The sequence below is a fragment of the Bradyrhizobium sp. SZCCHNS3002 genome, from assembly GCF_032377435.1.
Classification (GTDB): Bacteria; Pseudomonadota; Alphaproteobacteria; order Rhizobiales; family Xanthobacteraceae; genus Bradyrhizobium.
In genome coordinates this window covers 32,569-46,685 of record NZ_JAUHHY010000024.1, presented here as the reverse complement: position 1 = coordinate 46,685, position 14,117 = coordinate 32,569, and the positions used below count along the sequence as shown (strand labels likewise).

The 14,117-nt window shown below is 66.5% G+C and carries 15 protein-coding genes; 9 read left to right on the top strand and 6 right to left on the bottom strand.

Going from position 1 to position 14,117, the window contains the following annotated elements:
- Positions 1 to 270 precede the first annotated feature (270 nt).
- Complete coding sequence (gene miaA, locus QW845_RS32360) at positions 271 to 1,188, bottom strand: tRNA (adenosine(37)-N6)-dimethylallyltransferase MiaA (protein WP_315805566.1); 918 nt, start codon at positions 1,186 to 1,188, stop codon at positions 271 to 273.
- A 3-nt stretch (positions 1,189 to 1,191) separates the two neighbouring features.
- On the opposite strand from miaA, the gene serB reads away from it, so the two are divergent.
- A complete protein-coding gene (gene serB, locus QW845_RS32355) occupies positions 1,192 to 2,082 on the top strand; it encodes a phosphoserine phosphatase SerB (RefSeq protein WP_315805565.1) in 891 nt (296 codons plus the stop codon).
- Between the two features lie 392 nt (positions 2,083 to 2,474).
- Positions 2,475 to 2,744, top strand: coding sequence for a hypothetical protein (locus tag QW845_RS32350; protein WP_315805564.1), 270 nt, complete (start codon positions 2,475 to 2,477; stop codon positions 2,742 to 2,744).
- A gap of 20 nt (positions 2,745 to 2,764) precedes the next feature.
- Here the strand turns inward: QW845_RS32350 and QW845_RS32345 are convergent, their stop codons facing one another.
- Positions 2,765 to 4,132, bottom strand: a complete 1,368-nt coding sequence (locus tag QW845_RS32345) for an MFS transporter (protein WP_315805563.1) — start codon at positions 4,130 to 4,132, stop codon at positions 2,765 to 2,767.
- Between the two features lie 143 nt (positions 4,133 to 4,275).
- Here QW845_RS32345 and QW845_RS32340 point away from each other — a divergent pair, with 143 nt between their 5' ends.
- The 7 genes from QW845_RS32340 to arsH all read left to right on the top strand — a co-directional run bounded on the left by QW845_RS32340 (position 4,276) and on the right by arsH (position 8,843).
- Positions 4,276 to 5,205 carry a LysR substrate-binding domain-containing protein gene (locus tag QW845_RS32340; protein ID WP_315805562.1) on the top strand — a complete coding sequence of 310 codons (930 nt, stop codon included), beginning with the start codon at positions 4,276 to 4,278 and terminating at the stop codon, positions 5,203 to 5,205.
- A 28-nt stretch (positions 5,206 to 5,233) separates the two neighbouring features.
- Complete coding sequence (locus QW845_RS32335; RefSeq protein WP_315805561.1) at positions 5,234 to 5,764, top strand: GNAT family N-acetyltransferase; 531 nt, start codon at positions 5,234 to 5,236, stop codon at positions 5,762 to 5,764.
- Between the two features lie 167 nt (positions 5,765 to 5,931).
- Positions 5,932 to 6,228, top strand: coding sequence for a metalloregulator ArsR/SmtB family transcription factor (locus QW845_RS32330; RefSeq protein WP_315805560.1), 297 nt, complete (start codon positions 5,932 to 5,934; stop codon positions 6,226 to 6,228).
- Positions 6,225 to 7,277 (top strand): permease, encoded by a 1,053-nt coding sequence (locus QW845_RS32325; protein WP_315805559.1) that lies wholly within the window; start codon positions 6,225 to 6,227, stop codon positions 7,275 to 7,277. The genes QW845_RS32330 and QW845_RS32325 overlap by 4 nt, the downstream gene beginning before the upstream one ends.
- 16 nt (positions 7,278 to 7,293) lie before the next feature.
- Positions 7,294 to 7,530, top strand: a complete 237-nt coding sequence (locus tag QW845_RS32320; protein WP_315805558.1) for a thioredoxin family protein — start codon at positions 7,294 to 7,296, stop codon at positions 7,528 to 7,530.
- Positions 7,515 to 8,030, top strand: coding sequence for a heme-binding protein (locus tag QW845_RS32315; protein WP_315805557.1), 516 nt, complete (start codon positions 7,515 to 7,517; stop codon positions 8,028 to 8,030). The genes QW845_RS32320 and QW845_RS32315 overlap by 16 nt, the downstream gene beginning before the upstream one ends.
- Before the next feature lie 111 nt (positions 8,031 to 8,141).
- Positions 8,142 to 8,843, top strand: coding sequence for an arsenical resistance protein ArsH (arsH, locus tag QW845_RS32310; protein ID WP_315805597.1), 702 nt, complete (start codon positions 8,142 to 8,144; stop codon positions 8,841 to 8,843).
- A 931-nt stretch (positions 8,844 to 9,774) separates the two neighbouring features.
- Here the strand turns inward: arsH and QW845_RS32305 are convergent.
- From QW845_RS32305 to hflK, 4 genes are all read right to left on the bottom strand, one after another.
- A complete protein-coding gene (locus tag QW845_RS32305) occupies positions 9,775 to 11,277 on the bottom strand; it encodes a Do family serine endopeptidase (RefSeq protein WP_315805556.1) in 1,503 nt (500 codons plus the stop codon).
- A 247-nt stretch (positions 11,278 to 11,524) separates the two neighbouring features.
- Entirely contained in the window at positions 11,525 to 11,731 is a 207-nt protein-coding gene (locus tag QW845_RS32300; protein WP_315713359.1) for a DUF2065 domain-containing protein, read from the bottom strand.
- Positions 11,732 to 11,851: 120 nt separating this feature from the next.
- Positions 11,852 to 12,793 carry a protease modulator HflC gene (gene hflC, locus QW845_RS32295; RefSeq protein WP_315805555.1) on the bottom strand — a complete coding sequence of 314 codons (942 nt, stop codon included), beginning with the start codon at positions 12,791 to 12,793 and terminating at the stop codon, positions 11,852 to 11,854.
- Complete coding sequence (hflK, locus tag QW845_RS32290; RefSeq protein ID WP_315805554.1) at positions 12,790 to 13,917, bottom strand: FtsH protease activity modulator HflK; 1,128 nt, start codon at positions 13,915 to 13,917, stop codon at positions 12,790 to 12,792. Before hflK ends, hflC begins: the two co-directional genes overlap by 4 nt.
- Between the last annotated feature and the right edge of the window lie 200 nt (positions 13,918 to 14,117).

Genomic DNA, 14,117 nt, shown 5'->3' with positions numbered 1-14,117 from the left:
CGCCTGGGTACGACTACGATAAGGAGGGCAATAAAGTTGCGCATGATGCCGAGCAAGCTTCCCAAAGGTTGCGCGAAACATAGCCATGGTTGCCTCGATGTCAAGGCAAAGCCGGCTCTGCTGCGCGATTTATGGATGTTAACGCGGAATTTTCCGTTCGGCGAGCGGTAATTTGGCCATCACGCCGTCATTGCGAGCGAAGCGAAGCAATCCAGGGGCCCCACTCGACAACTCGGGATCGCTTCGTCGCTGCGCTCCTCGCGATGACGATCAGAGGGATGCCACCCACGCCCGCGCCGCCTCGGGGCTCATCCACTCGAACTCCGGCAACTGGTGCCGGAACCAGGTGAACTGCCGCTTGGCGTAATGGCGGGTGTCGGCCTTGCCGATGGTGGCCGCCTGCTCCCGCGTGATCTCCCCTCTGATATAGCGCATCAGCGCCGGCACGCCGTGGGCCTTCATCGCCGGCAGCAGCGGATCGAGGCCGCGTGCCGCCAGCCGCTCGACCTCCTGCAACGCGCCGCGGTCCAGCATCAGATCGAACCGCGCGTCGATCCGCTGATACAGCGCCTCGCGCTCGGGAGCGATGAACAGCGCCCGATAGCTGCCCGCCGGCAGCAGCGGTGGCGTCGTCTCCGCGTGCCAGTCGGCCAATGGCCGACCGGTGGCCTCGATCACCTCCAGCGCGCGGGCCACGCGGGTGCGGTCGCGGACGTTCAGCCGCGCGGCCGCCGCCGGATCGCGTCGCGCCAGCTCGGCATGCAAGGCCTCGACGCCGTCGCGATCGAGCCTGAGGCGCACCGCGTCGCGCACCTCATCCGGCACGGGCGGCACCGCGGACAGCCCTGATGTCAGCGCCTTGAAATACAAGCCGGTGCCGCCGATGAAGATCGGCAGCCGCCCGACCCGCTGCACCTCGCCCAGGATCTCGGCGGCATCCCGGACAAAATGGCCGGCCGAGTAGTTCACGCTGGCATCAACATGGCCGTAGAGCCGGTGCGGCACGGCGGCCTCCTCGTCGCAGGTCGGCCTTGCCGTCAGCACCCTCAGATCGCCGTAGACCTGCATGGAATCGGTATTGATGACGACCCCGCCCGCTTTTTGCGCAAGTTCCATCGCCAGCGCCGACTTGCCGCTGGCGGTCGGCCCTGCGATAAGCACCGCTTTGTTGATCCCTGGCAAAGTCACCTGATGTCTCTCGTCGCCACCTTCATCTGCAATCCCGCCGATCCCGCGCTTGATACCACGATCGTGGAGGCCTTCCTGGCCGTGCTGCCGTCGCCGGGCACGCCGCGCTGGCTGTTCGACGAGGTCGCGATCGACATCCCGTTCGCCCACGACGGCGAGGTCCACAAGCTCGAGGCGCGCCTGCGCGACCTGCGCGGCGACATGCCGATCGACATCGTCGTGCAGGCGGAAGCGGTCCGGCGCAAGAAGCTTTTTCTCGCCGACATGGACTCGACCATGATCGGCCAGGAATGTATCGACGAGCTCGCCGACTTCGCCGGGCTGAAGCCGCGCGTCGCCGCCATCACCGAGCGCGCCATGCGCGGCGAGATCGCGTTCGAGCCGGCGTTGCGCGAACGCGTCGCATTGCTGAAGGACCTGCCGGTGAGCGTCGTCGACGAAGTCCTGACCAAGCGCATCAAGCTGACGCCGGGCGGCCGTCATCTGGTGATGACCATGCGCGCCAACGGCGCCTATACCTGCCTGATCTCCGGCGGCTTCACGCTGTTCACCAGCGCCATCGCGGCCAAGATCGGCTTCCAGGAGAACCGCGCCAACGAGCTCGTCGTCGACGGCGGCAAGCTCACCGGCGAGGTGCGCGAGCCGATCATCGGCCGCGACGCCAAGCTCGCCACCCTGATCGAGCTGCGCGAGTCGTTCGATCTCGACGCGATCGACACGCTCGCGGTCGGCGACGGCGCCAACGACCTCGGCATGATCGAGGCGGCCGGTCTCGGCGTCGCCTATCACGCCAAGCCGGCGGTCTCTGCCGCAGCCTCGGCCCGCATCGACCACGGCGACCTCACCGCCCTGCTCTATGCCCAGGGCTACACGCGCGATCAGTTCGTGGACTGACGAGACTGCGGCCGCGCGGCAGGCCATTAATCAATGGTTTTGCGAACGCTCGAAGATTGCAGTCGTATTGTCCATGGGCGAATCGCCGCCCAAGCAAAGCCGTTACCAAAGCCCTGCCTTCATCGGCTCTCGATCAGCGCATGATCAGGATTTTGTTTCAATCCAGCGCACTCGCACGCAACTCCATTCCAATCTCATTTCAGATCGCAAATCACATCATTCACCTTCCGCATCAAGGCGGCACGCGAACTGCCATTTTAACCGCATCACCAATCCATGAATTGTCAAATCATGCTGCAGCGCATATAAAGCTGACAACGCTAGGGAGTGTCCAAGGAAGCGAAAGCGATTGCAGGTGATGCAATCGATCATCGTCACAAAAGGACCTCTCGATGACCATCAAGCACATCATTCCCGGCTCTCTCCTTGCCCTCGCGCTGCTGAGCAGCGCTGCCGTAGCCGGCGAGCTGCCGAGCTACGAAGTGGGCGCGCTGCCGGCGTCCCCGCACCAGCTCTCCGTCATCGGCGCATCCGCCGCGCAGCAGACCGTTGCGATCAATGCGGACAGCACCGCCACCCCGGTCCAGCTCTCTGTGCTCACCCAGCATCGTCGCAGCGCCGCTCTCGCCGTGCCGGCGACCGTCGGCAGCGTTCGCAACTGATCGACAGGCCGTCTCCGCCATCAGGCAACTTGCTGCTGCTTCTCCCCGCAGGTCGGCGCGACCGTGGCCGAGGGCAGCAGCAGGAGTGCCGATGCGCTCGCCGCCGCGCAGACCGGCGCAGCGACCCAGAATACCCACGCGTAGTTCGGTACTTCGCCTGATCTCCCCAACACCGCGCCGAGCACCGCGATGCCGATCGCAAAGCCGGCTTGGCGCATGACGACCGTCACAGCCGCGGCCATCCCAGCCTGATCGGCCGGGACCAGCGCAACCACGGCCCCCGACAATTGCGGATGGGCCAGCGCGGCTCCGCTTCCGATCACGGCCATTGCGATGTGCACGAGCCACGACCGGAGCGCCGGATCGGGCATGGCCAGCGCGCCGACGAAGACAAGATTGCCCAGGGCGATGATAGCCAGCGCGACCGTGAAGTGCCGCCGCCATCCCCACCGGACGACCAGTCTTGCACCGAGCGGCGGCAAGACCAGCATCGGCAACGTCGCCGCGAGCATCGCAAACCCGCATTCGGAGGCAGTCCAGCCGAACGTCGCACGGAGAAAACCCGGCAGGAAGACCAGCACGGCCCAGTAGCCGAGCGATACGGCATTCAACAGCAGCGCGACGGCAACCATCGCGCGGTTGAGGAAGATCGCTGGATCGAAGATCGGCTGCGTGCGGCGCCGCTGCTGCCAGAGGAAGGTCGCCCAAAAAAGCGCCGCCAGCACGACCCCCAGGATCAGTTCCGGTCCGCCGTGACCGTGCAGCAGGGTTGCAATCAGCATGCAGAGCGCCGCGCTAAGAAGACCCATCCCGAGATAATCGAGCGGACGCCGCGCCGAACTGCGCATTTCGGGAACGAGCCGGGGAATGCTCCAGGCCGCCAGCAGGCACGCCGGCAGATTGGCGGCGAAGATCCAGCGCCAACCGATCCACGCGGAAATGCCGCCGCCGATGCTCGGTCCGACCGCCATCGCAACGCCCGAGACGACGCCGAGCCCCCCCAACACGCGCGTGCGCAAGGCGGCCTGCGGATAGAGAGCGGCAATCAGCGCAATGCCGCCGGTCATCACGAAAGCCGCGCCCAGTCCCTGCAACACCCGCGCGAGCCCGAGGGTCAGGCCGTCGGCCGACAGCGCGCACACGACCGATGCGGCGGCAAAAACGAGGTTGCCGCCGAGCATCGCTCGGCGACGGCCCAGGCTGTCGGCGAGAGCGCCCGCGACCAGAAGCGCCGCCGTGAAGGCGAGGCTGTAGCCGTCCATCATCCAGGCCTGGCCGGCGATCCCAAGCCCTAGCTCGTCCGCGATGGTGGGCAAGGCCACCACCACGGCGGTCACATCGAAATTGGTGAGGAAAGCCGCCAGGCTCAGGGCGAGCGCCGGCCACATGGACGGCGCCGTTGCGACGTCGGCCGACGATGACGTGGAACGGGCTGTCGGCATTTGGCGGCCTTCGTCATGGAGAGGGACGGGCCAAAGATATGGCCGGCGCACCCATTCACGTCAGCATGAATCTCGTTCATACTTGGCCGATGCGATCTCTTCCGCCATTCGACGGTCTCGTTGCCTTCGAGGCCACCGCCCGCCACCGTAGCATGACCTTGGCAGCGACGGAGCTCGGGCTGACGCAGAGTGCTGTCAGCCACCGGCTGCGCAAGCTCGAGACCTATCTCGGCGCCAAGCTGTTCAACCACCGCAGCGGGACCGGACTGTCGCCGACGACGGCCGGCACCTCGCTGCTCACGGAGATCGTTGGTCTGCTCGACGAGATGGCGCTGCTGCGCGCGCGCTACCGCGCCGCCGCGCAGCCCGCGGTGTTGAAGGTCGGCGTGAGCGCAGCCTTGTCGCACTACTGGCTGGTGCGTCGGTTGCCCGGCTTTCTGTCCAGACACGGCGATGTCGGCGTCGAACTCGTCGTCGCCGAGAGCGAGGCTCAGGCGCGCGCAGCTGATGTCGATCTCCAGGTGCTGTGGTTGCCGAAGGCTGCGGCGCGCGCGAGCTCGACGCAACGGCTGCTGTTCAGAGAGCGCGTCTTTCCGGTCGCCATGCCGCGCCTGTTGCCGCGCGGCCGCGCCTTGCACGATGTCCGCAATCTCGCGAACTACCCCATCATTCACAAGGGGCGCGCCGGCCGCGACGACGGCGCTGAATGGTCATGGCCCGCATGGTTCGAGAGGCTCGGCCTCGGCGCGGAGGCTCCCGTCGGCATTCGGGTCGATACGATCAGCCTGGCGCTCGCCGCAGCGATCGAGGGCGCCGGCGTGGCGCTGGGACGATCGCTGCTCGTGCATGACGCACTGGCCGAGCGCCGCCTGACGCGCGTCGTTTCGGCCGAATGGGACGTGCCGTCCAGCAAGGTGCATGTCGTGCGCTGGCCGGCCGTGCTCAGCAGCGATACGCGCGTCCGGTTTTTCACGAACTGGCTCGCGAGCGAAGCAGCGCTGCTCTCCGATAGTGAGTGATGCGTAGACAGGATATGGAGAAGATTTCTTGAGTGACATCATCATCCGCGCCGCGACCAGCGAAGACGCGCCGGCCGTCGCGGCGCTCCATGCGGCGAGCTGGCGCGACGCCTATGCCAACATCCTCGCGCCGGAGTTTCTCAGCAGCGCCATCGACGCCGACCGGCGCGCGGTCTGGACGCAGCGGCTCGGCACGCCGGCCGTGGATCAACTCGTCAACGTCGCACGCGACCCGGCCGGGTTGATGCGCGGCTTCATCTGCTGCTATCGCGACGCCGACCCGGTGTGGGGACATCTGGTCGACAATCTTCACGTCGCGGCCGAGACCAGAGGCTCGGGGCTTGGAGAGCGGCTGCTTCGCGGCGCGGCTCGCCTGCTTTCGGCAGGCGCGTCACACTCTGGATTGCACCTCTGGGTCTTCGAGGCCAATGTCGCCGGCCTCCGGTTCTACAGGCGGCTTGGCGGCCGCATCGTCGACACCAAGCCCTCCAGCATTCCCGCGGCTGACGGAAAGACCGTCCTGCGCGTGCATTGGCCTGACATCACTCAGCTCGCCTGATCCGGCATCGCCGGTGCGCGCAGACATACAGCCCGCAAGCCGCTGAGCCCAGTTTGCATCATCCCCTCGACGGGTCCGGGAATTGTCATCGCCGGCAGCGGCGTGCCAAGACAAAGGATATCATATGCGCTATTGCGCAAATACGAAAATACGCATATATCGCCGCCATGTCCGATCCCGTCCCGCTGCTCGCCGCTCTGGCCGAGCCGACCCGCCTCGCGGCCCTCCGCATCCTGTGGGATGGCGGCGAGCATTGCGTCTGCGAGCTCATGCGGCAGCTCCGAGCCAGCGCATCGCGCATGAGCCGGCACATGTCCGCCCTCAAGGCCGTCGGTCTCGTCGTCGACCGGCGTGACGCCCAGTGGGTCCGGTATCGGCTGAACCCTGACCTGGCGCCCGATCGCCGCGCCATCCTCGACGCCGTCATGGCGGCCATGCCCGAGCCGAACAGGAGCGCAGCATGAAAACCGAAACTTCAACCTATCCTGACGGATCGGCATCGGCCGTGATCTGGATCATCGCGACGGCCGCTGCGGTCGCGATCTGGTTTGCGGTCTACTGGCAGCTGGAAGCGTTCTCGGCATGGCTGGTGTCGTTGCTGCCGGTGTCCCGCGACAGCCATCTGGAAGAAGCCGCGCGGTTCTTCGTGTTCGACGCGCCCAAGGTCCTGATGCTGATGACGCTGGTCGTGTTCGGCATGGGCGTCGTGCGCAGCTTCTTTTCAGCCGAGCGAACTCGCGCATTGCTCGCCGGCAGGCGCGAGGGCCTCGGCAATGTCGCGGCTGCAATCCTCGGCGTATTCACTCCCTTCTGCTCGTGCTCGGCGGTGCCGCTCTTCGTCGGCTTCGTCTCGGCTGGCGTCCCACTCGGCGTGACCTTCTCGTTCCTGATCGCGGCGCCAATGGTGAACGAGGTCGCGCTCGGCCTGCTGTTCGCGCTGGTCGGCTGGAGGATCGCCGCGATCTATCTGGCCTTCGGCCTGGCGGTCGCGATCGTGGCGGGATGGATCATCGGACGACTGCATCTCGAAGGCTGGCTCGAGGAATGGGTTCGCAACGTGCGCGCAGGACAGGCGGAGCTGCAGCCGGATTCACAGACCGTCGCCGATCGGATCCGGGCCGGGATCGACGCGGTGCGCGACATCGTCGGCCGCGTCTGGGCCTGGATCATCATTGGCATCGCGGCGGGCGCATTCATTCACGGCTATGTCCCGAACGACCTGCTCGCCTCGATCATGGGCAAGGACCAATGGTGGTCCGTGCCGGCCGTGGTGCTGATCGGCGTGCCGATGTACGCCAACGCTGCGGGCATCATTCCGGTCGTCGAGGCACTGCTCGGCAAGGGTGCGGCGCTGGGGACGGTGCTCGCCTTCATGATGAGCGTCATCGCGCTTTCGTTTCCCGAAATGCTCATCCTGCGCAAGGTGCTGACGCTCCGGCTGATCGCCGTCTTCGCCGGCGTGGTGGCGACCGGCATCGTCGCCGTCGGCTATCTCTTCAACGCCCTGTTCTGATGAAAGGACAAGCCCCATGAAGAACGTCAAGATTCTCGGCTCCGGCTGCAAGCGCTGCGTTCAGACCGCTGCCATGGCCTCCTCGGAAGCAAGCAAGCTCGGCATCGAGATCGAGCTGGAAAAGATCACGGACTTCGCCGATATCGCCCGGTTCGGCATCGCCTCGACGCCGGGCGTGGTGATCGACGGCAAGGTCGTCCATGCGGGCGGCCTGCCGAAACCAGAGGACATGGCGAAATGGCTGTCGACGTGATGTTGCGTCTGCTGCTCGCAGCCGTCCTCCTGCTCGGCCCGGTTGTCGTTGCGCGCGCCGATGAGCCCACGTGGACGCGGCGGATCATCGCGCCGGACACGGCGCTCAAGGCGGCACAGGCGGCGCTCGCCGAGTGCCGCAAACGCGGCTGGCAGGCCGCCGTGACCGTGAGCGATCCGTCGGGGCTTGCGCTGGTCACCCTGCGCGACCGTTTCGCAGGCTGGCATACCCTCGAGGCCGCGACGGGCAAGGCGAGGACGGCCGCGAGCTGGCGCGAGGCGACGAGCACGCTCGCAGCCCGGCTGGCACGACCGGACGCCGCGGAACGGGCGACGATCGTCAACGTTCCCGGCGTTGTCATGGTCGGCGGCGGCATGCCAATAGAGGCTGCTGGCCAGCAGGTCGGAGCGATCGGCGTATCCGGTGCGCCCGGAGGCGACAACGACGACATCTGCGCGAAGGCCGGCATCGAAGCCGTCGCCGCGGACATCGCATTCTGAGCTCTTGGCGTTCTGGGCGGCTTGGCGTTCCGAGCGCTTGTGCCGGCGGATCTCGAACGAGGACGGCCGACGCCGATCATTTTGCCGGAGGATACCGCGTTGTCTGACACGATGCCTCAATTGGACGAAACCTCCTTCCATCTCATCGACCGCGCCAAGCTGCTGGAGCCCGCGCTCTCCTCCCACCCTCCGCGAATCCTGCTGCTCTACGGATCGCTCCGGCAGCGCTCGTTCAGCCGGCTGCTGACCGAGGAAGCGGCGCGCATTCTCGTACGCTTCGGCGCGGAGACACGGAGCTTCGATCCGCATGGCTTGCCGCTGGTCGACGACGCCGAGCCCGATCATCCGAAGGTCCGCGAGCTGCGCGATCTCGTGACCTGGTGCGAAGGCATGGTGTGGTGCTCGCCGGAGCGGCACGGCGCGATGACCGGCGTGATGAAGACCCAGATCGACTGGATCCCACTGTCGCTCGGGGCCGTCCGGCCGACGCAGGGCAAGACGTTGGCCGTGATGCAGGTCAGCGGCGGTTCGCAGTCGTTCAACGCCGTCAATCAGCTGCGCGTCCTCGGCCGCTGGATGCGCCTGATCACCATTCCAAACCAGTCCTCGGTGCCGAAGGCCTTCGCGGAGTTCGACGACGCTGACCGCATGAAGCCGTCGCCCTATTACGATCGCGTCGTCGACGTGATGGAAGAGCTCGTCAAGTTCACGCTGCTGACGCGCGACCGGGCGGAGTATCTGGTCGACCGCTATTCCGAGCGCAAGGAGAATGCCGAGGCGCTGTCGACGCGGGTCAACCAGCGATCGCTGTGAGGCTCCGGCCGCGCGCTCCACGCTGCCCGGAACGTCGTCGCCGGCCGGCGGAGGCGCTGCAGGAGCTTCTGAAAAAAATAATTTTCTTGCGCTTTATCTGAAATCATGATTATCTCCCCGCATCCCGCCTCACTGCGGAGGGGCGTTGCGCGCGATCGTCACGACACGCGAGGTGGGGATGCGATGGCCGCGATGAAGCCGCAGCGTGTCTTCGGGCACGCCGACGAACGGCTTTGCTGCGGACGTGAAATCGCAGCGTCCTGATACCCCGACGCTGGTATCAAGCCGCGATGGCGCTGATGTGCCGCGTGGTGATGGTGGCCAACAAGCCCGGCGCACCAGGGAGACTGCGTATAAGCGTGAAGACCGTCGCGCAGGGAATGCCGGAGTGTTCGGCACCACCTGTGGTACCTGCCGCCTGCATTTTTTTCGCAGGCGGGCCATGGGTGAGGCCTTCACCCGGCATTCCCTGCGCCCTCTGCATTTCGAGAGGGACGAACTGATCGCAGACCTCGGGCGCCATGCGCCGCGGGAATGTGATCTTACGTCCTCATGCCGATAGCGTCGCCTGCGCTGTTTGAGATGTAAATCGGATGTTTCTCCACCGTCGTCCCGGACAAGCCGTGACGCGCTCCAGCGCGGCACGGCGCCGATCCGGGACCTATACTCCGCGGCGGAGGTCATGGGCGAGCTGATAACGGCTCGCCTGCCTCAAACCACTCCCTGTGGCTAGGGGTCCCGGCGCAAGGCCGGGACGACAGCGGAGTTTGTAGCTGCCGCAGGGTGGGCAAAGCAGCCGCCCGCAGGGCGGTCGCGTGCCCACCGTCGTGCCGCGAGCTCGGAGCCAGATGTGGTGGGCACGGCGCGCGATGGGTCCTCGTCTCAAGGACGCTCCGGTGGCGCGCCTTTGCCCACCCTACTGCATCGTGCCCTACTGCAGGCTCAACGCCACGAACCGCAGCTCGCCGTCGGCGTTCGACACCAGCAGCAGCACCGACTTCTTGCCGTCCTTCTTGAGCTGGTCGACGCGCTTCTTGATGTCGGCGCCCGAGGTCACCGCCTCCTGGGCGACCTCGACGATGACGTCGCCGGCCGACAGCCGCTTCTCGGCGGCGTCGGAGGCCTGGTCGACGCCGGTGACGACGACGCCCTTGACGCTGTCCTTGATCTTGTAGCGGGTACGCAGGTCCTTCGACAGCGCGGCAAGATCGAGCCCGAGCGCCTTCTGGGTCACCGGCTTCTCGGCCGGCTCGTCCTTCTTGATCGCCGCCTGCTGCACCTTCTCGTTGTCCTCGAGCCGGCCGAGCTTGACCTTGAGCGTCTGCTCCTGGCCCTTGCGGATGACGATGACGTCGACCTCCTTGCCGACGGCGGTGTCGGCGACGATGCGCGACAGGTCCTTCGGCTCCTTGATGTCATGGCCGTCGAACTTGACGACGACGTCGCCGGGCTCGATGCCGGCCGGCTTCGCCGGTCCCTTGTCGTCGACGCCGGCGACCAGCGCGCCGCGCGCCGGCTTGATGTTGAGGCTCTCGGCGATCTCGTCGGTCACGCCCTGGATGCGGACGCCGAGCCAGCCGCGGCGCAGCTCGCCGAACTGGCGCAACTGGTCGACGACGCCGGCCACGGTCTTCGAGGGCACGGCGAAGCCGATGCCGATCGAGCCGCCGGACGGCGAGATGATCAGCGTGTTGACGCCGATGACCTCGCCATCGAGGTTGAACAGCGGGCCGCCGGAATTGCCGCGGTTGATGGCGGCGTCGGTCTGGATGTAGCTGTCATAGGGGCCCGACGAGATGTCGCGGTTCTTGGCCGAGACGATGCCGGCGGTCACGGTGCCGCCGAGGCTGAACGGGTTGCCAATCGCGACCACCCAGTCGCCCAGCCGCAGCTTGTCCGAATCGCCGAACTTGACCACCGTCAGCGGCCGCGGCGGCTTGAACTTGAGCACCGCAAGGTCGGTCTTCTTGTCGACGCCGACCAGCTCGGCCTTGATCTTGGTGCCGTCGTTCATGATCACGTTGATCTCGTCGGCATCGGCGATGACGTGATTGTTGGTGACCACGACCCCGGACTCGTCGACGATGAAGCCGGAGCCCAGCGAGTTGGTGCGGCGCGGCGAGTTGTCGGCCCCACCCCGGCCGCCCGGACCGCCGCGGCGGTTCTTGAAGAAATCGTCGAAGAACTCCTCGAACGGCGATCCCGGCGGCACCTGCGGATTGGCGTTGCGGTTCTCGGACGAGCCGCCCTTGGGCTCGACGGTCTGCGAGGTCGAGATGTTGACGACGGCGTCGATCACCTTTTCGGCGACATCGGCGATCCCCTCCGGCCCCCGCGCCGAGGCCGGGACCGGCGCGAGCGCCCAGCCCGCGGCAAGAACCGCCGCGGTCAGGATCGGACGCAGTCGACGGCGGAAAGCAAGGGTCGCGGTCATCGGGCGGATCTCCAGAAAAGTCGGCAAATTCAACCGTTACAGTGCGCCGGAACCGGCCGGGGACGCAAGCAGGCCGGAACAAACGGCAGATTCATCATTGAAGGCGACCTAATACGGCAAAATGGCACAGCCATCGCCTCACAATGGCGTTGGGCGGGCGACGAACCGCAATTACCGAGGCCGGGACTCGTTCCTGCGCGCCGGGCTTTCCATGCGGCAGGCGCGCAAGCGGACGACGATCGGCCGTTCAGATCGGCCGCCGGATCACCCAGATCAGAACCAGCCCGGCCACCGCGGAGCCGATGCCCACCGCGCGCAGCACATTGTCGGGCGTGGTCATAGCGGTCTTCATGGCCCGCCGCATCCACTCCGGACTGGCCGCGAACAACAGGCCTTCGAGCACGAACAGGATACCTAATCCGATGAGGAAATCGGAAAACGCAATGGACCTCATCGGACCCGGACCTCCCGTTCGATCTTCTTGATATGTAACGGGGCGAAGCAACGGCTTCGCCCCGTCCATGTCAACTCTTATTCACCCGGATCAACCGCCCTGGTCATCGGGGCCGATGCATCAGGGCTTGGGCGCCGGCACCGCGGCCGCCGCGGTCGAGCTGCTGGCGGTGGACGGCGTCTCCGCGGCCGACTTCCCCGAGGGGTTGGCGAAGTAGCGGAAGAACTCCGAATCGGGCCGCAGCAGGAAGCGGGTGTCGCCGGACTTCAGGCCGTTCTCATACGCCGTCATCGAGCGGTAGAAGGCGAAGAAGTCGCGGTCCTTGCTGTAGGCCTCGGCGAACAGCCGGTTGCGTTCGGCATCGCCGGCGCCGCGGGTCTGCTCCGCCTGCGAGTTGGCCTCGGCGACGATCACGGTAGCCTCGCGATCGGCCTTGGACCTGATCTCCTGGGCCTTCTGGCCGCCGAGCGCCCGGAACTCCTCGGCCTCACGCTGCCGCTCGGTCTTCATCCGGTTGTACACCGCCTGGCTGTTGGCCTCCGGCAGGTCGGCGCGGCGGATGCGGACGTCCACCACCTGGATGCCATAGGCGTCGGCCTCCTTGTCGAGCTGATCGCGGATCTTGCGCATCAGCGCCTCGCGCTCGTCGCGCACGACTTGCGTGAAGGTGACCTCGCCGAGCACGCGGCGCAGCGCGGCGTTCAGCAGCGTGCCGAGCTGGACGTTGGCGGTCTGGATCGAGCCGACGCTCTGGTAGAACTGCAGCGCGTTCTTGATCTTGTAGCGCGCGAAGGCGTCGACCACGAGCCGCTTCTGGTCGAACGCGATCACCTCCTGCGAGGGGTTCTCGAGGTCGAGGATGCGCTTGTCGATCGAGATCACGTTGTCGATGAACGGCGCCTTGAAGTTCAGGCCGGGCTCGGTGACGACGTCGACCGGCTTGCCGAACCGCACCACCAGCGCCTGCTCGGTCTGGTTCACGGTGAACAGCGAGCTGTAGCCGATGACGGCGAGCACGAGCACGGCGACGAGCGCGACGATGCCTGCAACGGGGGACCTCATCGGACGCCTCCCTGCTGAGCGGCCGGCGCCGGTCGGCGTGGCAAGAGATCGCCGAGCGGCAGCAGCGGCACAGGGCCGCCGGTGGCGCCAGAGTCGAGCACGAGCTTCTCCGAACCACCGAGCACGCGCTCCATGGTCTCGAGATAGATCCGTTCGCGGGTCACGTCGGGCGCCTTCTTGTACTCGTCATAGACCTTGAGGAAGCGCGCGCTCTGGCCCTTGGCCTCGGCGATCGCCTGCTCCTTGTAGCCTTCGGCGACCTGCAGGATCTGCGCGGCACGACCGCGCGCATCCGGCACCACCTTGTTGGCGTAGGTCTGGGCTTCGTTCTGGAGACGCTCGAGGTCGGCACGCGCCGCCTGGACGTCGCGGAACGCCTCGATCACCTGGGCCGGCGGATCGACCTTCTGCATCTGCACCTGGGTGATCTGGATGCCGGAGCCGTAATTGTCGAGCGTCTTCTGCATCAGCTCCTGCACGTTCTGCTCGATCACGGTGCGGGCGCCGGTGAGGATCGGCTGGATGTTGGAGCGGCCGATCACCTCGCGCATCGCGCTCTCGGCCACCGCCTTCACGGTGCCCTCGGGGTTCTGGATGTTGAACAGGAAGTCGGCCGCGCCCTTCGGCTTGATGCGCCAGAGCACGGTGACGTCGACGTCGACGATGTTCTCGTCGCCGGTCAGCATCAGGCTTTCCTCGGGGACATCGCGACCGCTGCGGCCGCGCCGGCCGGGATCATCATTGGCGGTGATGCCGATCGAGATCGAGTTGACGCGCAGCGCCTTGGGCAGCAGCACGGTCTCGATCGGATAAGGCAGGTGATAGCGCAGGCCCGGCTGCTCATCGCGGACATATTTGCCGAAGCGCAGCACGACGCCGAGCTCCTCGGACTGCACGCGGTAGATGCCGGAGGCGAGCCAGATGATGATGGCGCCGAGCACGATCAGGAGCACGCCCGCGGTGCCGAAGCCGCCGCCCGGCACGAACTGCTGCAGCCGGTCCTGGCCGCGCCGCAGAAGATCTTCCAGGTCGGGCGGCCTTGGACCGACCGGTTGCGGTCCCGAGCCCCAGGGCCCCTTCGGACCCTGACCCCACGGGCCTCCGCCCTGATTCTTCCACGCCATCGATCGATCTCCTCCGAGAGGCTGAGTGTACACCAACGCCGGCCCCGACGGTCGCCGGGTTATAAGGGACGGCCCCGCCCCTTACAACGTAGCGCTCCAGCTAAGCCCGAACCGGGTTTTGTCAATGTAAACAGGGCCGGAAGCGCCGGTTTGCCGCGGCCTCAGCTCCGCCACACGGCCAAACTGCGCGACTTCATCAT